At 49.9% G+C, this 21,538-nt stretch carries 10 protein-coding genes; all 10 read left to right on the top strand.

From position 1 onward, the window contains the following. Window positions 1-298: 298 nt before the first annotated feature. The 10 genes from ING2E5A_RS04360 (at window position 299) to ING2E5A_RS04315 (ending at window position 21,519) form a co-directional block, all read left to right on the top strand. Window positions 299-3,979, top strand: a complete 3,681-nt coding sequence (locus ING2E5A_RS04360; RefSeq protein WP_161941952.1) for a TonB-dependent receptor — start codon at window positions 299-301, stop codon at window positions 3,977-3,979. A gap of 19 nt (window positions 3,980-3,998) precedes the next feature. Beyond that, complete coding sequence (locus tag ING2E5A_RS04355; RefSeq protein WP_071136353.1) at window positions 3,999-5,612, top strand: RagB/SusD family nutrient uptake outer membrane protein; 1,614 nt, start codon at window positions 3,999-4,001, stop codon at window positions 5,610-5,612. A gap of 227 nt (window positions 5,613-5,839) precedes the next feature. Continuing rightward, window positions 5,840-8,701 carry a glycosyl hydrolase gene (locus tag ING2E5A_RS04350; protein WP_071136352.1) on the top strand — a complete coding sequence of 954 codons (2,862 nt, stop codon included), beginning with the start codon at window positions 5,840-5,842 and terminating at the stop codon, window positions 8,699-8,701. A gap of 70 nt (window positions 8,702-8,771) precedes the next feature. Beyond that, on the top strand, window positions 8,772-10,247 hold the full coding sequence (locus ING2E5A_RS04345) for a glycoside hydrolase family 28 protein (protein WP_071136351.1): 1,476 nt from the start codon (window positions 8,772-8,774) through the stop codon (window positions 10,245-10,247). A 36-nt stretch (window positions 10,248-10,283) separates the two neighbouring features. Continuing rightward, window positions 10,284-11,771, top strand: coding sequence for a glycoside hydrolase family 28 protein (locus ING2E5A_RS04340; protein ID WP_071136350.1), 1,488 nt, complete (start codon window positions 10,284-10,286; stop codon window positions 11,769-11,771). A gap of 41 nt (window positions 11,772-11,812) precedes the next feature. After that, a complete protein-coding gene (locus ING2E5A_RS04335; RefSeq protein ID WP_071136349.1) occupies window positions 11,813-12,562 on the top strand; it encodes a glycosyl hydrolase family 28 protein in 750 nt (249 codons plus the stop codon). A gap of 65 nt (window positions 12,563-12,627) precedes the next feature. Beyond that, window positions 12,628-14,664, top strand: coding sequence for a right-handed parallel beta-helix repeat-containing protein (locus tag ING2E5A_RS04330; RefSeq protein ID WP_161941950.1), 2,037 nt, complete (start codon window positions 12,628-12,630; stop codon window positions 14,662-14,664). An 11-nt stretch (window positions 14,665-14,675) separates the two neighbouring features. After that, window positions 14,676-16,985 (top strand): GH92 family glycosyl hydrolase, encoded by a 2,310-nt coding sequence (locus tag ING2E5A_RS04325; protein WP_071136347.1) that lies wholly within the window; start codon window positions 14,676-14,678, stop codon window positions 16,983-16,985. 11 nt (window positions 16,986-16,996) lie between these two features. Continuing rightward, window positions 16,997-19,111 (top strand): hypothetical protein, encoded by a 2,115-nt coding sequence (locus tag ING2E5A_RS04320; protein WP_071136346.1) that lies wholly within the window; start codon window positions 16,997-16,999, stop codon window positions 19,109-19,111. 5 nt (window positions 19,112-19,116) lie between these two features. Continuing rightward, window positions 19,117-21,519 (top strand): glycoside hydrolase family 31 protein, encoded by a 2,403-nt coding sequence (locus ING2E5A_RS04315; protein WP_071138192.1) that lies wholly within the window; start codon window positions 19,117-19,119, stop codon window positions 21,517-21,519. Window positions 21,520-21,538: the final 19 nt, after the last annotated feature.

The raw sequence follows: 21,538 nt of genomic DNA, 5'->3' as shown, positions 1-21,538 counted from the left end.
TAGTGCCAAAAAAAATAAACGTTCAAAACATATAATCTGGATTTGCCTATGAAGTGAAACCTACTTATAAAAACGAAAGAAGACAAAAAGAAATCGGCAAGCGCTGCAACGCTCACCGATTACGTGTTTTCGTCAACACAACCTGGAAATTTTCTATGTATTAACTAAAAACAATTACAAATGTATGAAGAAAAACTATTCATTGGGTAATCATTTAACCGGAAAAGTACCCATTAAACATTTTTTATTGATTATGCGAACAACCGTTATTTTATTGTTTACCTGTGTCTTTTGCTCAATGGCCGAATTGAGTTACACGCAAAATGCCCGGGTAACTATCAATAAACAGAATGCAACTCTCAAGGAAGTATTGAACGAAATTGAGAAACAGACTGATTACCTTTTCGTTTACAGCAACGAAATAAATACGAACGAGAAAGTATCGGTGAAGGCTAAGCAGCAGGCTGTATCCAAAGTACTCAACTCTCTTTTGAAAGATCAGGATGTCGACTATACCATGGAAGGCAGTCACATCATCCTCGCCAAAAAGAGTGAAGAGGTGTCGCCTGCAAAAGAGGTTGCCTCAATCGAACAACAGAAGAGGAGAATTACCGGTACTGTGGTTGACAATACAGGAATGCCCATTATCGGAGCCAACATTCTGGAAGTGGGTACCACCAACGGTACCATTACCGATATCGACGGTAACTTCGTTCTGAATGTAGCGGACAATGCAACAATCACCGTTACCTATATCGGTTACCTGAACCAGACGATCCAGACCGCAGGCAAGTCGAACTTCAGCATCATCCTATTGGAAGACACTCAGGCACTGGATGAAGTTGTGGTGATCGCATACGGTTCTGTCAAGAAGAAAGACCTGACAGGTGCAGTATCTTCGGTCGACCCGGGCGTTATCAGCAAACAGTCCAACTCGACAGTCTCCAGGGCATTGGAAGGTGCTGCTCCCGGTATTCAGGTTGCATCTATCGACGGACAGCCCGGTGTTGACATGGGTATCCGTATCAGGGGTGCAAGTTCCGCCAGCCAGAACAGTTCAACCGCGCTCGTCGTGATTGACGGAGTACCGGCTCAGACCAACAACGCACTCTCCTCCATCAATCCAAAGGATATCGAGAACATCACCGTATTGAAGGATGCTGCATCAACAGCACTTTACGGTTCTCGCGGTGCAAACGGTGTTGTGTTGGTAACCACCAAGAAGGGAAACAAGGGGAAAGCCAAGATCGCATTTGAAGGACGTTGGGGTATCAACCAGATTGGCCCTTTCAAATATGAGAAAATTTCAGATCCCAAGGATATTTACGAACATGCCTGGTTGGCTATCTACAACAAGGTGAGATACGGAAGCACCCAGAACTATACAACCAATGTAAAAAATCCGAACATGTCACACGAGGAGGCTGCATTGTTCGCCAGCCAGCACCTCTTTGACTATACCGGATCGATGACCAATTTCCAACGCAATGCTTTGGGCAACTTCATGCCATACAGGGTACCTGGTGCAGTCTACACCCCCACCGGTGAAGGAGCCACAGCCAGTTCTACCATGAGCGGAGCATATCTGGTCAACCCCGACGGTAAATTGAATCCCAATGCAGAACTGCTTTACAGGGATCATTATGATGACTTCTTCCTCGAAAACAGACAGCGTCAGGAGTACAATATCAACGCCAGCGGCGGTTCCGATAAATCCGACTATTTCGTTTCGTTGGGCTATCTGGAAGATCCTTCATACATCCGCGGTTCGGAATTTGAACGCTACAATGTCCGTTCCAACCTGAATTCGCAGCTGCTCGACTGGTTGAAGATAGGTGCAAACATGTCTTACACCAACAGGAGAACCCAATCTCCCGCTACCCGTTATGGACGTAACCCAGGGTCGGCCGTAGCCAACGTCTTCCGCTGGATCAACGGACAGAATCAGCTGACCCCGTTATATGCACACGACGAGAACGGCAAGATTATTTACAATGCAGATGGTTCAAAGAAGGTGCATGAGGCACCGGGCATGACCTACTCTCCGCTGGGTCCGACAGCAGGTCCTCTCACTACGGCCAACCTGATTCAGATTCTGGACAAGGACCTTGACGAGACCGTTTCGAATGATCTCTCCATGAGAGGTTATGCAGAAGTCAAGTTTTTGAAAGACTTCACCTTTACCACCAATATGTCGTTGGATCGCGTAGGCGAAATCAGAACAAGATATTGGAACAAGGAGACAGGAAGCTCAGTCAGTGAAGGTGGTGCTCTCGGTAAGGTTTACCAGAACTTCACAGTCCTGAATACACAACAGTTGCTCAACTACAACAAGGAGATCGATCTCCATCATGTTGATGTAATGTTGGGACATGAGTTCAACAAGTACAACCGCGACAACCTGAACTACAACTCGGCCTACTCACTGATTCCCGACTTTCTGGGATATGTCAACTTTGTAGGAAGATATACTGGCGGTACCTTCTCAACTCCGGGCGGGGGTTATTCCGTTAATGCAATGGAGAGCTATTTTGGAAGGGCAAACTATATCTACAACGACAAATACTACGGTGAATTGTCGTTGAGAAGAGACGGCTCCTCGAAATTCAAATATAAAGAAAACAGATGGGGTACCTTCTGGTCGGTTGGTGCAGGCTGGAGAATCAGCCAGGAAGAGTTCATGCAAGGTACCAGCCACTGGTTAAACAACATGAAACTCAGGGGAAGCTACGGCGTAATCGGTAACCAAAGCGGTATTTCCGACCATTCCGGCTACCAGACATGGGGTTATAGCGCTTCGTACCAACAGACAACCGCAGGTACAGGTATACCCGCCAGTTACAATATAACTAAAGGTAGCTTTGTAAACGATGCACTTACCTGGGAAAATGTACATACGTTTGATGTCGGTATCGACTTCAATGTATTCGACAGGGTACACGGTACGGTGGACTATTTCTTGAAGAATACGGTCAACTCTGTATGGTCACAACCCATCCCATACTCTTTGGGACAGTCGAGTCTGGACAAGAACAGTGCAAAACTGCGCAACAGAGGTGTTGAAGTTGAATTGGGCATCGATATCATCAAAAACAAGGATTTCTACTGGAACGTCTCTTTGAACGGTGTTCACTACAGGACCATCCTGACTGCAGTACCTGCCGGTGTAGGCACCGCTGAACTGGACGGCAATTTCACTGCCGGTATTGACTCTTGGGGTGCAACCGGAGGAGCAAACACTGGTGGCAATATCGCCTATCTCAGGGGTGTTGGCAAAGACTTCTTCAACCTCTACTTCTACAAATACGGAGGTGTGGATCAAGAGACCGGTCTTCCCTTATTCTACGCAAGGGTAACTGAAAAGAAGAAAAATGACGGACACTTTGCTGAATATGCAGTGGGAGACGTGGTTAAAACCACCAACTACAGTCTTGCAGACAGATTCGAGATGGGTAGCGCCACACCCGACTGGATTGGCGGTTTCACAACCTCGGTCAACTACAAGGAGTTCGACCTGATGGTCAATCTGGCCTACCAGATTGGAGGTAAATTCCTGAGCGTGGAGTACGCAAACGGTCTTTACAGAAGTGACAAAATCGGCTCGGCACTCTCTGCTGAACTGATTGGTAATACCTGGACACCCGAACGCACTGATGCATATTTCCCGATGGTGATGTATGGCAATACCTACGGAGATGGAGCAACAATTGGTAGCTGGGCTTATACAGACATGGCACTTTTTGATTCGTCTTACCTGAATGTGAAGAATATTACACTGGGATATTCACTTCCCAAAAATCTTCTCGGCAAACTCAGCCTTTCCAACGCACGCCTTTTCGCTACTGCCGACAACGTATTCATGTTCACTGGACATGCAGGATTCGACCCGCGCATGTCACTGGTAGGTGGATTGGAAGTAGGAGCTTATGCTTTCCCCTACATGCGGACTATCTCATTTGGTATTGACTTAAGTTTCTAATTTAAAAAGACTATAAACAATGAAAAATAAAGTTCTATCCTTAATTGTTGCACTCTCCTTTCTTTTGATTGGATGTGCTGACCAATTGGAAATTACTCCCCCTAACAGCATCACGGATGAGCAGATCATGAAACTGTTGGAATCAGGCAATGAGGCCCAAATTGACATGATCCTGGGAGGTATGGCCAACCAGATGCCACTGTTGTTTAAGGCAGGCGGTATCAAGGATACCGGAAGCGATATCCGTTACAATACACCGCAGGGCCTGATGGTGATGCGTAACCTGGAAGCCAACGACATCGTCTTTGGCACAGCACACTCCACCGCATTCGGTGCAGATGAATACAATTTCAGGGATTTTACCTCCAGCTCAATCGACAAGAACAAACCCTACTGGTTTTTTGCTTGGAACATCATCACCACAGCCAATAAACTGCTTTTTTATCTGCAAGATGATAACGTAGTGAATGCAAACAACAAATTGAAGGATTATAAGGCAAGAGCATTGACCATGCGGGCATATGCATACAACTTCCTGATGGAAAACTACCAGGATGCCTATTTGCAAGGTGGTAAAAACAAATTGGGAATCATGCTGTACGACACCTTCTCGCCCACACAGCAGATGAAAGCGAGAGCAAGCAGCGATGAGACCTATAGCTTTATCAAGAAAGACCTGAATGATGCTATCGCTCTTTTCAAGTCAGCAAATATCGGCATCACGGAAAAGACGACCGACATCGACCTGGGGGTTGCAAACTTCATCCTGGCACGTGTTTCTCTCTGGACCGGCGATTGGGCTAAAGTTATCGAGGCTACGAATGTCATCCTGGCTGAAAAACCGTCATTGATGACGCAGGAGATGTATGGTGGCAAAAATACCGGCACGGACGACAACCCGGTATTTCTGCCTGAAAGCAACGGTTTTCTCAATAACACGATCAATCCTGAAGTGATGCTGGGTTGGCCGGTTGGAGAAGCCAACACCACTCACAACGCCTGGATGAATCCTTTTGGAACAAGCCAGGGAGGTCTTTCAGGCCTCTATCAACGCATCGACAACAGGCTATACGAAAAGATTTCGGATAACGACTTCAGAAAAGATGCATTCCTGGGTAATACCGCTTTTGGAAGCTATATCTATCCTCCCAACAATGTAGAAGGGCAAATTCCCTCCTATATCAACCTGAAGTTTGCCGCAACCCACGGTATGGGAAGCAATATTTCAGATCGTACACAAGTAGGAAGGGTTACCGACATCTATATGAGAACCTCCGAATTGCTGTTGATGAAAGCTGAAGCATATGCCCAGCAGGGAAATGACACAGAGGCCAAAAATGTACTGAACACTCTGCTGGCAGCCAGAACCAAAGAGGGAGCTCCTACCCTTACGTGCGACAACTACCCTGCAATGCAAGGGCTGACCGCAATGCAAATGGTACAGCTACAGTACAGAATCGAGCTTTGGGGCGAAGGAGGATATGAATTCTACAACAACAAAAGGTGGAATATCCCTGTAGACAGAACCAGCTCGGCCAACCACGTCAACAAGGGTACATACAGTGTAGCTGACATGACGTTGGATATACCCGATGACGAGATGTTCTACAACCCATATTGTGAACAGAACTAATCCATATCATCTACAACAGGGATTTGTATAGAATGATATAAACCCATTAATCTGATAATAGGAGCTTTTTGAACAGTCTGCTGCTCAATTGCTCCTATTATTTTTATCTTTTCACGCTCAGAAAATACCGTGGCTAATCAAAAGCTCTTTTAGTGCGGAGGTACGGAGATGTGAGATGAGAACGATTTTGCTTAACAAATAAAAACAGGAATATTATTCAAAAAAATATGGACAGACGATCCTTTATCATTCGCAGTGCGGCACTCTCTGCAGGTCTCGTGGTCACTGGCGGCATCCCGTTGCTGGGGGCAGACGCTGCCGAGGTGAACAGTGGAAAAGGTGCAGGCGACATCTATTCCACATTCAGTGAGCCGGATGCCAGATTCCATCCCTTTGTAAGATGGTGGTGGAACGGCAACAAGGTAGAAAAAAATGAAATTATCAGGGAGTTACGCCTGTTAAAAGAGGCAGGTGTGGGAGGAGTGGAAATCAATCCCATCTCTTTCCCCTCAACAGGCGACGACCTCGGTATCAAGTCGCTACGATGGCTTAGCGACGAGTGGATCGAGATGCTGCAGGTAGCCTTCAGTGAGGCCAAAAGATTGGGCATGACCTGTGACCTGATCGTAGGTTCGGGCTGGCCTTTCGGTTCCGAAACATTACCTCCGGACGAACGGGCCCAAGTAGCGTTGATCTTCGCTGAAACCCTCGAAGGCCCTATGGAGTATGAGGTATCGCGTTACCATATCTTCCGCGAAACAGATCCGGGGGTTACCGACACCTTCCCCGGTAGAACATTCGAGATTCTCTCCCTTAAACTTGTACCAGATCCTATGGAGAGCCTCAACCAGGTGATCGAATTATCTGATTGGCGCGATCAGGAACGCTTCGTGATCAAGGTACCGGAAGGCAAACATGTTTTTTACGCTCTGGTGAAAGTGAACTCTTTTGCCTCTGTCATCAACGGTGCGCCGGGTGCCGCAGGTCCTATACTAAACCATATGGACAAGGCAGCGGTGAAAAAATACCTGAATCACATGTCCGATACCATCCAGAAAAAGATTGGTCCGCTTTCCAACCACCTGAGGGCGCTCTTCACCGATTCGATGGAGCTGGAGGGTTGCAACTGGTGCGAAGATTTTGCCGATGAGTTCAAAAAGAGAAGGGGTTACGACCTGATGCCCTACCTTCCCTTTACCATGTTTAAGGTAGGGCGACTGGGAGCAGTGGTGGACGAGAAGTATGGCGTGACCAAAAGCCCGGAATTTGAAGAGATCATTCGCCGGGTGCGTTTCGATTTTGAGTATACCAAAGCTGAACTGCTCTATGAAAGATTTACCGAAACCTACCTGGAATGGTGCCGCGAGCAGAATGTAAAATCGAGGGCGCAGGCCTACGGAAGAGGTTTCTTCCCGCTGGAAACAAGTCTGGGGTATGACATCCCTGAAGGAGAATCGTGGACAACCAACTGGCTGCGTCACAAACTGGGTGAAGAGATGTCCGACCAAGACTACCGCAGGGGTCGGGGTTACACCATGATCAACAAATATGTCTCATCGGCAGCACATCTTACTGGCAAAAGGGTAGTCAGCTGTGAGGAGATGACCAATACCTATCTTGTCTTTAACGCTACGTTAGAGCTGTTGAAAATCGGTTCCGACCAGGCCATCATGTCTGGAATCACCCACTCCATCTGGCACGGATTCAACTACTCTCCACCGGAAGCACCCTTCCCTGGATGGGTACAGTATGGTTCCTACTACAACGAAAACAACAACTGGTGGCCCTATTTCAAGTACCTCAACCAGTATAAGGCTCGCATCTCATCCTTGCTGCAGCAGGCCGACATGTATACCGACATGGCCATACTGCCGGCCAACTACGACATGTGGGGGGAGATAGGTGTCCAGACCGATCCTTTCCCCGAGAAACTGAATGTGCCCTACACCTCCATCCTCTGGGAATCGATCAACAAGAACGGAGGTGCCGCCGATTACGTAACCGAGAAGATTATTCAGGATGCGACGGTCGAAAAAGGAAAACTTTGCTATGGACCCAAGAAATATGGCATTCTCTTTTTGCCGGAGGTAAAGAGCATGTTTCCGGAGACCATGGCCAAACTGTATGAGTTTGTCAGCAAGGGTGGCAAGATCTACTCCATCGGATGTCTGCCGGAAAAATCCCTTGGTCTGAACAATTACCAGGAGAATGACAAGAAAGTAAGCCGATTGGTTGAAAAGCTCCGTGCCTTTCCCGACCGTTTCGTGCTAATCTCCAAACCGGATGACCTTCGCTATCTGGAGTGGTATACCGGTTTGCAGCAGCAATATAGGCTACCGCACTACCTGGAGATCGGACAGCCCGACCGTTACCTGATGCAGACACGTTATCAGGCGGACGACAAGAGCGAGATCTTCTTCTTTGCCAATGCCCACAAACATGAAGGCAGAAGCAGCCGCATCACCTTCTCACGGGAGATAACCAATGGACGTTACCCCTGGCTACTGGACCCGGAAACGGGCAGATCATACCGGCTGAAACTTGAGGGGAACAGCCTGCAACTCAACCTGGGCCCGGCAGAATCCCGAATTATCGTCTTCAATAAGGAGAAGAACGGCTCCTACTGGGAAGAGCTCCCTTTAAACCATCCTGCCGCAGAACAACAGAACGACAACTGGGAGGTAGAGTTACGCCACAGCCGGGAGAATTGGGTGACAAACCTCAAGATGACGGAACTGAAAGACCTCAAGGATACCGACTATCTCCGTTTCACCGGCACGGCGGTCTACAAGAAACGGATCAATATCCGCAAGAAAGGAACAATCCTGAACCTGGGCAAGGTGGCCGGCGTATCGGAGCTGTTTGTCAACGGCAAATCGCAAGGGGTCAAGTGGTATGGCAACCGCATCTACAAGCTGGATGATGTGAAGATCGGCGAAAATGAGATTGAGGTACATGTCGTCACAACCATGGGTAATTACATGCAGACATTGACCGATAACCCCACTGCTCAGAAATACACCAACCGGAAGGGCCGGGAACAGGAGATTCAATCGATGGGGCTGATCGGGCCCGTAATGGTCTATTAAATTAATGAAAAGGTACCCCAAATCAAACCGAAAATTTCATGCAATCATAACAAACATAAAATATAAACCAATGAAAAGAATAAAAGCTATCTTTCTAACACTGGCACTGCTCTCTGTTCTGCACCTGTCGGCAGCGGAATATAAAGCATCCTACTTCGGTATTAAATCCAACGGAACAACACTGAACACCACCTCCATACAGAAAGCGATCGACTATATCCACGAAAAGGGAGGTGGCACGCTGGTTTTCTACGTGGGACGGTACCTTACAGGCACCATCGAACTGAAATCCAACGTCCATATCGTGCTCAAGGAGGGTGCCATACTGGTGGGATCGACCAACATCTACGATTACAATATCGACAATCCACCCTACACTGCACTGGTCTATGCCAAAAATGCCTCAAATATCTCGATCAGCGGCAAAGGGGTGATCGACGGCCAGGGGGCTTCGGTGGCGTACAACCTGGTTGATCAGGTACATAAAGGGATCATCGAGGATGAGCTGAAACTCGACCGTCCCGCACAGAGAAGGCCGAAAGGGATCTATCTGCGCGAGTGCAAGAATGTGGAAATAAAAGAGATCACCATCAAGAATACGGCAGACTGGGTTCAGGTCTATGATCAGTGCGAGAAGCTGTTGATCGACAAGATTACCGTCGACAGCAAGGTGTTCTGGAACAACGACGGGCTCGATATCGTCGACTGTAAAGATGTTGTGGTGAGCAACTCCTTTATCGATGCATCGGATGATGCCATCTGTTTCAAATCGCACGACAAGAACAAGCGGTGTGAAAATATCGAAGTCCGCAATTGTGTGGCCCGCTCAAGCGCCAACGGTATCAAGTTCGGCACCGTCACCTCGGGTGGATACAAAAATATCCGCATCATCAATAACAAGGTGTACGATACGTTCCGCTCAGCCTTCACCATTGCCGCCCCCGACGGTGGCAAAGTGGAAAATATCTTTGTCGACAGCCTCTATGCCTACAATACCGGCAATGCCATTTTCCTGCGCATCGGGAAACGGTGGAACACCGACCGGCAAGGGACCATCGACAATGTCACCATCCAGAATATGTACGTGGAGATCCCGGCCACCAAACCCGACACCGGCTACGGCTACGAGGGTCCGATCGAGGATCTTCCCCGGAATGTTTCTCCGGCCATCATCCACGGTATTCCGGGTGTTGATATCAACAATGTCACTTTGCGCAACATCGAGATCGTATACCCGGGTGGCAGCAATCCAAACTATGCCTATCGCGGAACTAAACCAGCAGATCTGGATGGAATTCCCGAAATGGTTGAAGCCTATCCCGAATTTTCACAATGGAAAGAGTTGCCGGCCTGGGGACTCTATGTGCGCCATGCCAGCAACCTCACCCTCGAGAATGTAACGTTCACGGCAAAGGAGAAGGAGTATCGTGCGGCAGTTGTATTTGACGACGTGAAGAGAGCAGCCTTGTCCGGTGTCAAGTACAATGTTCCGGGTGGAGGAAAGAAGCTTGTCAAGCACAAATCTACCCAGATCATCCAAAAATAAGCAAAAGCCAGATTCATTTATCAAACAGCAATAATCATGAATAAGATAAACCTGATTTTCTCACTTATATTTGTCCTGTTTGCCACGCATCTCCCGGCAAAAGATTACTATGTAGCCGATTTTGGCGCCAAAGCCGACGGAATTACGGTCAACACGCGAACCATTCAACGGGCAATCGATTACATCAACCAAAATGGCGGTGGCCGTCTCGTCTTCCAGGTTGGCAATTACGTTACCGGCACCATCTATCTGAAATCGAACGTAACGTTGCACCTGGAACCTGGAGCAACCATCCTGGGATCTACCAATCCCCTCGATTATGTGATCGACCCCAAGGTGAAATGGTCTTCCATGATCTTTGCCATCAACCAGGAAAATATCGGCATTACCGGCAAGGGAACCATCAACGGCCGCGGATTCACTACGGCCAACAACCTGGTCAGCCTGATTCACCGCGGTGTTTTTGAGGATGAGCTTATGCTGGACAGACCGAGGGAGTGGAGACGCCCCGAGAATATCTATTTCCGGGAGTGTGTCAACGTCACCATCACCGGCATCACCCTTCGTGACCCGGCAAGCTGGAACCAGACATATGACCAGTGCAAGAATGTATATGTGGATGGCATCTACGTGGACAGCAAAGCCTACTGGAACAACGACGGAATCGATATCGTGGATTGTGACGGGGTAATCATCAAGAACTCCTACTTCGATGCGGCGGACGATGTGATCTGTTTCAAGTCGCACGATGCCAACAGCATTTGCCAGAACGTGGTAGTGGAGAACTGCGTGGGACGCTCCAGCGCAAATGGGATCAAGTTCGGCACCGTATCACGTGGTGGGTTCCGGAACTTTAAGATCAAAAATGTAACCATATTCGACACCTTCCGCTCAGCCATCACTTTTGCTGCCGTGGACGGTGGAATAGTTGAGGATATCGAGGTGGACAGCATCCGTTCCATCAATACTGGAAATGTGATCTTCCTACGCATCGGGGACCGCTGGAGCAGCGGCAAACAACCCAGCATGAAGAATGTCCGCATCTCCAACGTCTATGCCGAGGTTCCCTTTAACAAACCCGACGCTGGATACAGCTACGAGGGACCGGTGGAGGACAATCCTCGCAACATCTCTCCTGCAGTGATATTCGGTCTCCCAGACCATAAAATCCAGGATGTGGTATTGAAAAACATCGAGATTGTCCATCCCGGTGCCGGCAACCCCCTCTATGCATACCGTGGAATAACTCCGGCTGAACTGGACAGCATCCCCGACATGCGTGACCGCTATCCCGAATTCTCACAATGGAAAGAGTTGCCGGCCTGGGGATTCTATGTGCGTCATGCCGACGGCGTGGTATTCGACAATGTAAGGTTGGTTGCCGAGAAGAAGGATTACCGTCCCTCGATTGTCATCGACAACGTAGATGGCGCCACTTTCCAAAACGTTGAGTTTGTTGAACCCGACAGTAAAGGGAAAGAACAGATCATTCAACACCGTTCCAAAAATGTGACGATCCGGTAAGGTTCGTTTTGATCATTCAACCATTTAATCAGAAGAAGAAAATGAATAAAAAAATAGCTATCATCTTCACTGCTCTCATCCTGTCGCTGACCATCCATGCAAAGGATTACAAGGCTTCGCTGTTTGGCATCAAATCGGATGGGGTGACCCTGAATACCGCGTCAATCCAGTATGCAATCGACCATATTAGTGCCAATGGCGGCGGCCAGCTCAACTTCTATGTGGGACGCTACCTTACCGGCAGTTTCCAACTGAAACCCAATGTAACGATCCAGCTGCACGAAGGAGCCATACTGGTGGCCTTTCAATCGGCCTACGATTACTTGAGTCTTAATGGCACTCCGGCCCTCATCCTGGCAGACAGTGTCGAAAATATCGGTATCACCGGTAAGGGTGTTATCGAGGGGCATGGCCAGGGGGTATTGAAAAGCATCTCTACCCAGGTTGAAAAAGGGTTTCTCAAGGAGAGCGACTTACAAACCAGACCGGCATTGATCCACTTCAACGGTTGCAACAATGTCAAGCTGGAGGGTATTATCCTGCGTGATGCCTGTGGTGATGCCCAGGTCTATACCGATTGCAAAGATGTCACCGTCAACAACATCACCGTGGAGAGCAAGGCGCTGCCCGGAAGCAAGGGGATGGTCATCTCCGGCTGCGACGGCGTAACCCTCGGCGACTCCTATTTCGACACCTCCGGTAGCGAACTGGTTTCAGACAAGCCTTCAAAGAGAGTGACGGTCAAGCAGTCCATCAACGCTGCCGGTAAGAAACTCCAGTTCAGAAAGTGACTGCAACTCCAAAGGAAATGACCAAAAGAGCTTTTAGATCATCTTTTTTACTACTTTTGTCACTGATGCTTCTCTCCTGTGCAGAACGTTACCAGGTGTACGTTTCTGCACGGGCAGAAGGGGGTGGAACAGGATCGAAAAAGGATCCCTTTTCCACCATTGAGGCAGCAAGGGATCATGTCAGGAAAAAAAGAGTCCTGGGAGAGAGGGGCAATTATGCCATCATACTCCGGGAAGGAGACTATTTTATCAGGGAGGCTCTTCGGTTTACCGAACAGGACAGTGGCTTGCAGATACTCCCCTACCGTGATGAAAGGGTTACCTTCAAGGGGAGCATATCCATCGATCCCTCTTCCATCCTGCCGGTTTCCGGTACTGAGAAAGATCAGCTGTCTGGTGAGGAGAAAGGGGGAGATATTTTAATGGTCCCGCTCAAGGAGCTGAATATTACCGACTACGGCACCCTCCACCCTGTCGGGTTTCAAAGGCCGGTCACCCCCGCGGGAATGGAGCTCTTCATTGACGGGCAACCGGGACAGCTGGCACGATGGCCCAACGACTCGATGATCGCCATCGGGAAGGTGCTCGACAGGGGTGCAGTTGCAGCAGAGGGCGATCAGAGCAACCGGGGTGCTGTTTTCACCTATGAAACGGAGCAACCTTCAGGCTGGTCAACCCCGGAGGAGATCTGGATATCGGGCTATTTCAGGTACGGTTGGGCGGACGACGCGATCGGGCTGGCCTCCATCGATACGGTAAAAAAAATGATCACCACTCTACATCCCCACCGTTACGGATTTGAATCGGGCAAACCTTGGAGCCGCTGGTATGCCTACAACGTGAAGGAGGAGATGGATATGGCCGGCGAATACTATATCGACCGGGAGGAGGGGATCCTCTATTTCTTCAACCCGGGCAGTGTGGGGGAGATTGAACTTTCCCTGCTGGAAGAGCCCTTCATCGTGATGAACGGTTCGGTGGATGTGACCATTCGGGGAATTCTGTTCGAAAACAGCAGGCTGAACGGAGTGGAACTGCAGGGGACACGCCGATGTATCATCAAGGAGTGCACCTTCAGAAACCTGGGCGGATATGCCATCAGCATCCAGGACAGCACAACGCCGTCGGCGGATGGAATGCTGCTTGCCAGCAGGGAGAATGGTGTGGTGAACTGTACCATCCACAATACCGGCCGGGGAGGAGTCATATTGTCGGGAGGCGACCGCCAAACCCTTGAACCGGGACTCAACTATGTTGAGAACTGCTCCATTCACGACTTTAACCGGATCGCGAAAACCTATTGTGGTGCCGTTACCATTTCAGGAGTGGGGAACCGTATTACCCACAATGAGATATACAACTCTCCTCATGTGGCCATCCTGCTCACCGGGAACGATCACCTGATTGAATACAATGAGATAGATCATGTATGTCTGGAGACCGATGATGTGGGAGCCATCTATTATGGCCGGAATCCCTCGGAAAGGAGCAATATCGTTCGGTACAACTACATTCATGACCTGGGTGACAACTTCCGTACCACCGCCGTCTATCATGACGATGGGGCATGCGGCATGACGGTTCATGGCAACATCTTTTACCGGGCCGGCCGCTTTCCGGTATTGATCGGGGGAGGTAGCGACAACAGCTACACCAACAACATCTTCATCGACTGTCAGGTAGCCATCAAGGTTGACAATCGCATGGAGGCTTTTGAATGGGCCAAAGGGATGATTGCCCCGGGAGGTGTCATCGAACAACGACTGGCAGAGATCAGGCATGACCAGCCCCCATACAGTGTACGTTATCCCGAACTGGCCAATTACTGGAACGAGGACCCCGCCTTTCCCAAGAGAAACCGGGTCGACAGGAACCTTTTCGTCAATGTCAACCAGGTTATCCTGAAAGTGCATGAAGGGGTGAATGCCAACAAACCGTTTCTCGATTTCACCCGTGACAACTGGATTACCCATGAAGATCCCGGGTTCGTCGACAAGGAGAATCAAAACTTTACCCTCAGACCGGGATCCGCGGTATTTGAAAAGATACCCCGATTTGAACCGGTTCCGTTTGAAAAGATGGGAAGAGAAACAGACCAATAAAACAGAAGAATATGTTCAGGAAATTATCGATTTTACTTTTATGCACGGCTGTCGCCTGCGGACCGTTATCCTCTCAGAATCAGACAGAGGATCTGACCCGATATGTGAACCCGATGATCGGCACCCAGGAGATGGGGCATGTCTTTCCCGGCGCCACTGTCCCCTTCGGGATGGTGCAGCTCAGTCCGGATACCGACACCATTCCTTATGCCGTAGAGGGGAAATATACCGGCACTGTTTATCGCTACTGTGCAGGTTATCAATACAGTGATCCCACCATTGTGGGGTTCAGCCATACCCACTTCAGCGGTACGGGCCATTCCGACCTGGGAGACTTTCTGATCATGCCCACTACCGGGAAACTGCAGTTGAACCCCGGAACTGCCGAAAAACCTGAAAGCGGTTACCGGTCGCGTTTCAGCCACGGAACCGAAACGGCCACTCCCGGCTACTACCGTGTCGCCCTGGAAGACTACCAGATTGCAGCCGAACTGACCACAACCGAACATGTGGGCTTCCATCAATACACCTTTCCCGAAAGCGATGATGCCCATATCATTCTCGATCTGACCCACGGCATCTACAACTATGACGGCAAGGTGCTCTGGTCGCAAGTGTGGGTACACAACGACACGCTGGTGACCGGTTACCGCATCACCAGCGGCTGGGCACGGACCAACTACCTCTATTTTGCCATGGTCTTCTCCAAACCGATCGAGAATTACGGCTGCCGCAACGACGAGACACAGGTATACCGCGGTTTCTGGCGTAAGTTTGACCAGGAAAACAATTTCCCCGAGATGGGTGGCAGAAAACTCAAGACCCATTTCGACTTTAAGACCGAAGCGGGCGAGAAGATCAAGATCAAGTTTGCCCTCTCGGCCGTCAGCACCGAAGGCGCACTGAAGAACCTTTACGCCGAGGTGCCTCATTTCGATTTCGAACGGACCAGAGATGAAGCACGGGAAAAATGGCAGAAGGAGCTGGAGCGGATCAGGATTCAAGCCACACCGGAAAAGAAAGAGACCTTCTACACCTCACTGTATCACACCTTTATCAATCCGGTGCAGTATATGGATGTGGATGGCCAATACCGCGGAATCGACCACCAGATCCATAAGGCTGAAGGATTTGTCAACTACTCGGTCTTCTCATTGTGGGATACCTACCGGGCGTTGCATCCCCTACTGACCATCATCCAGCCCGAACGGACCTCCGATATGATCAACTCGATGCTGGCCCACTACGACCAGAGTGTACATAAGTTGCTGCCGGTATGGAGCCATTTCGGAAACGAAAACTGGTGCATGATCGGCTACCATGCCGTACCGGTCATTGCCGACGCCTGGATCAACGGCATCCGCGGTTTTGACCCGCACCGGGCACTGGCCGCATCAGTCTCCTCGGCAAGCTATCCCCTATATGGCAACCTCGATGACTACATGAAGTTGGGATATGTCCCTTTCGACAAGAGCGCCAATGGCTCCTCCATGACCCTGGAGTATGCCTACGACGACTGGACCATCGCGCAGTTGGCCAAATCTGTCGGAAACGGAGAGGTGGCCGAAAAGTTCATGAAGCGGTCCGAAAACTGGAAAAAGCTGTTCAATGAGCAGACCGGCTTTATCGGAGCCAAGATGAGCGACGGAAGCTGGAAAGCACCATTCGATCCGCTCCATACGGCCAATGAGGGATTTATCGAAGGCAACGCCTGGAACTATTCGCTCTATGTACCGCACGATGTTCCGGAACTGATCCGGAAGATAGGAGGGAACGAACGGTTTACCCGGTATCTCGACACCCTCTTTACCATGTACCTACCGGACAAATACTTTGCAGAAACCGAAGACGTGACCAGGGAAGGGCTGATCGGCTGCTATGTTCATGGTAACGAGCCGAGCCACCATGTACCCTACCTCTACAACTGGGCCGGTAAACCTTGGAAAACACAGGAACGGGTACATCAGATCAAAAGAACCATGTATCTGAACAAGCCTGACGGGCTATGTGGCAATGACGACTGCGGCCAGATGTCTGCATGGTATATCTTCTCCTCGCTGGGCTTCTATCCGGTGGCCCCCGCATCGGGTCAATATGCCATCGGTTCACCCTCGGTTGAAGCGGCCACCATACAACTCCAGGACGGAAAGGAGCTGCGGATCAAGGTGGAAAACTACAGTGAGAAAAATATCTATGTACAACGTGTGGAGATAAACGGCAAACCCATCAGGGACTACACCCTGCTCCACAGCGAACTGGCGGGGGGAGGAGAGTTGCTCTTCAAAATGGGTAGCAAGCCGATGAAAAAAACAGTCAAATAGCCGCTATTTCAATGAGGGCTCTATTTTTATTCCTGCTCATCCTGTTAGCAGGGAGCAACCATGCAAATGTGCCGGAGAGAATCAACCGGAAGGCGGTAGTTACTCGCCACAACATCAAGTCGGATAGATTCAGTAAACGAAGTCCCGCACAAGTTGGAAACGGTGAGATCGCCTTTGGGGTCGATCTCACCGGTCTCCAGACTTTTGTTCCATTCAACACCCTGTCGCAATGGGGCTGGCATTCAGATCCCGTACCGGAGGGGGTGGAGATTGGGAATTTCAGGGGACAGCAGGTAGAACAGAACGGCAAGATGGTCACCTACCCTCTTCGAAATGAGGAGAACGAAGAGCAGAGGATGATCTCCGACTGGCTGACAGGAAATCCCCATCGGATCAACCTGGGGCGGATCGCATTCTCATTGCTGGACGAGCAGGGTGAGGAGGTGCAGATGGACGACCTGCAACATTGTCAACAGGAGGTAGACCTCTGGACAGGCATCATCTCCAGTTATTTTGAAATTGACGGTATTCCTGTACAGGTATATACGGCCTGTCACCCCGAAAGAGACCTCATTGCGGTTTCGGTGGAATCCCGCCTGATAAGCCTCAACAGGCTGGCGGTGGAGATCTCCTTTCCCGGAGCTTCTGCCGCCAACAGCCGGAAAGGCAACTACATCGGCATCTGGAATGAGCCCGACAACCACTCAACAACCTATAGTCGGGGCAATCGACAGGTAAATTTCACCAGGAGACTCGACCAGGATTGCTACTACTCCACCCTCTCCTGGGATACTCCTGCAAACTTCTCGGAAGTGGAAGGCACCATGCACACCTTCAGACTGGCCCCGGAAGGAGAGAGGATGGCCTTCACCTGTGAATTTTCACCCAAGGAGATCCGCAAAAAGAGGGTTACCGCAACAGCAACACTTGAAGCCAGTAAAAAGGGCTGGAAGCGTTTCTGGGAATCGGGAGCGGCAATCGACCTCTCGGGCAGCAAGGATGAACGCTGGTTTGAATTGGAGAGGCGCATTGTCCTGTCGCGCTACCTGATGAAGACAAATGAATCGGGATCCTTGCCTCCACAGGAGAGTGGACTGGTAAACAACAACGGCTGGTATGGCCGTTTCCACTTCGAGATGATCTGGTGGCACCTGGTACACTGGCCACTGTGGGATAACCTTGAATTGGCCGACAAGAGCCTCTCAATCTATCGGGATTTTCTGGAAACAGCCAGAATGAGGGCCAAAGGAGAAGGATTTAACGGGGCAAAATGGCCCAAATGTACTGCTTATACCAATGTGGAGTGGCCCGATATCGCCCATGCCTTCCTGATCTGGCAGCAACCACACCCCATCTACTTTGCCGAACTGGAATATCGGCAGAACCCAACCCGAAAGACGTTGAAAAAATGGAGTGATGTGGTTTTCAGTACGGCCGAGTTTCTCGCCTCCTTTGCCTATTACCATCCGGAAAAGGGGGAGTATGTACTGGGACCACCCATCGTTCCCGTATCGGAAAACACGAAGTATGGCGATACCTTCAATCCCACGTTTGAGCTGGGTTACTGGCGCTACGGACTGAAGACGGCCAAAACGTGGTACCAGAGACTCGATAGCGTGGTACCTCCCCCGATCGACACGGTGTATCAGCGTCTATCACCATACCCAATGGAGGATAGCCTCTACGTTCTATACGAGGGCATTCCCGACATGTGGAGCAAATATACCTTTGAACATCCCGCCATCATTGGCATTTACGGCATGTTGCCAGGAGATGGTGTCGACCGGAAGGTACTGGAAAACACCTTCGACAAGATCCTCTCCTCCTGGAATTTCAGGCGTATCTGGGGATGGGACTTCCCAATGCTCGCCATGACAGCAGTCCGGCTTGGCCGACCGGAACTGGCGATTGATCTGCTGCTGCACGACAATTACATCTTCGATGAACATGGATTGGCTTACGGCGAAGGATCACCATATCCCTATTTCCCCTCCAACGGGGGGTTACTTACAGCCATTGCCATGATGGCCGCAGGATGGGATGGTTGCAGTGAAGATGCAGCCCCCGGGTTCCCGAACGATGGCAACTGGAAAGTAACATTCGAAAACTTGCATAAACTTCCTTGAAACAGATGAAAAAATACACCAGGTTCCTTTTTATCACCGCAATTGTCTGGTTGACCTGCGGTTCATACTGTCAGCTGCATGCGGACAATCGTTTATCCATATTTGATATCCCCCTCTCGAACGGAGAGACTATGCGCATCCAGGTATGCAGCAACGAAATATTCCGGATCAGGTTCTCCTCAACGGGTAAATTCCAGGAAACCTTGATGGAACGGTATGGAATCATCAAAACAGAGTGGGAACCGACTGAAGTCACCCACAAAAGAGAGAGAGAAAAACACCTGATCTCCACAAGTTCATACCGGCTCATCGTTGATCCTGTAACAGGTGACATGACACTTCACGATAACCGGGGAAGAGAGGTAGTGAAAAAGATTCAACGGATGAAACCGGAAGAGAGGATAACCGGGGAGCTGGGCGCCTCCCTCCGCTCCTACTTCGAGGAGATGGGTCAGGAAAAGGCGATTATCGGATCTGAAAAAACAGACGCTCCAGTAAATATGGAGGCATCGGATGAAGCAGGAAACCCCGCCCAAACCGGAATAATCAGCATCAGTCTCGACGAAAAGGAGCGTTTTTATGGCGGCGGGAGCACAAGCCGCTCCAACATCCAGCATCGTGGAACTGCCCTGCGGATGTGGGCCACATACCAAAAAGCCGAGAACCCCACGCCATTCATCATCAGCTCGGGTGGATGGGGAATCTTCAATAACACCACGGTGAAGAACTATTTCGATATCGGACGTTTCCAGAAAGAGAAACTCTATATCTACAACAGCGAAGGGGCTCCCGACTTTTATCTGTTCCTAGGCAAGGAGATGTCAGATGTGATCGATCTCTACACTCAGGTTACGGGCAGACCCTATCTGCTGCCCAAATGGGCATACGGACTCGCATTCGGTGGCAACCAAATGGAAAACCAGTTCGATATCATGAACGATGCCCTCCGTTTCAGGGAAGAGCAGATTCCTTGCGACATCTTCTGGCTCGAACCGCAATGGATGGAGAAGCGGTACGACTTCTCCACATCAAAAAACTGGAATTTCGACAGGTTCCCTGCCGAACCCTTCTGGGAGAAGAAGATGTTTCCGAAATATGAACACCCCAGCCTCTTCATATCACGGCTACACGGTCTTGGATTCAAACTGGCCCTCTGGCTCTGTATCGATCACGACATGTCGATTGCCGAAGAGGACAGGCTGGCAGGGAAACGGGGAGCTCCCCTTTCTGGCAAGGAACACTGGTTCGATCACCTCACCAGATTCATCGACCAGGGTGTGGACGGATTCAAGCTCGATCCGGCGCACACCCTTGATGAGCATCCGGAGCTGAAATACTACAACGGGAAGACGGACAAAGAGATGCACAACCTGAATCAGGTACTGCTCCCCAAGCATATGTACGAAACTTTCCGTTCACATAAGGGGATACGTTCATTCCACCACTACTGCGGAGGATACGCCGGCACCCAGCATTGGGGAGCAGCGACAAGTGGGGACAACGGTGGTGGCAAGGTAGCTCTGCTGGATCAGCTAAATCTGGGGCTAAGCGGATTTTTAAACAGCTCGGCCGATGTCTTGGTAGATGTTTCCGACAACAAGATGGCCATGCACATGGGTTTCTTTCTCCCCTGGATCCAGGTAAACAGCTGGTATAATCTACTCCACCCTTGGTACATGAAACCCGAAGAGAAAGAGCTGTTCCGCTTCTATGCAAGGCTCAGGAACAGCCTATTTCCCTATATCTATTCTGCAGCTTTGCAGGGTAGCCAGACCGGTATTCCCATCGCGCGGGCGATGCCGCTGGTTTTCCCGGATGATCGCGCAGTGGATAACATCATCAACCAATATATGTTTGGAGAGCATCTGCTGGTGGCTATCTACAGCGACTCCCTATATTTGCCGAAAGGGAACTGGATCAACTACTGGACCGGCGAAAAGGTTGCCGGCAACAGGATCGTCAAGGCTAACGTACCGGAAACGAGGGGAGGTCCGCTCTTTATCCGCGAAGGGGCCATTATTCCCTACCAGAAACCGTCTCAATTCATCGGTGAACATCCGCTCGACACCATTGAGCTGAGGATCTACCCCCACCAAACAAGCAGCTATACCCTTTGGGAAGATGATGGAATAACCTTTGCTTATGAGGAGGGGAAATTATCAAAGACAAAGATCGACTGTAGGGAGAGCGGGAAAGAGACAACAATCACTCTCAACGCTGTCGTGGGCAGTTACGACGGAATGCCACTGCAACGGACGTGGGAACTCAGGGTATTCACTGGCTCACGACCCACCCAGTTACTGCTGAACAACATCACCACGGATAAGTGGGTGTACGAAAACGGCACCGTCCATTTCACCCTGTTTCAGGATGATTTCCATAAAAAGCAGACCATTGTAATTCAATAATCCGTCTCGATTTTTTAAA

The organism is Petrimonas mucosa, from assembly GCF_900095795.1.
Classification (GTDB): domain Bacteria; phylum Bacteroidota; class Bacteroidia; order Bacteroidales; family Dysgonomonadaceae; genus Petrimonas; species Petrimonas mucosa.
Note: the sequence above shows the minus strand (reverse complement) of the source record. Positions and strands in the feature narration are given on the sequence as shown.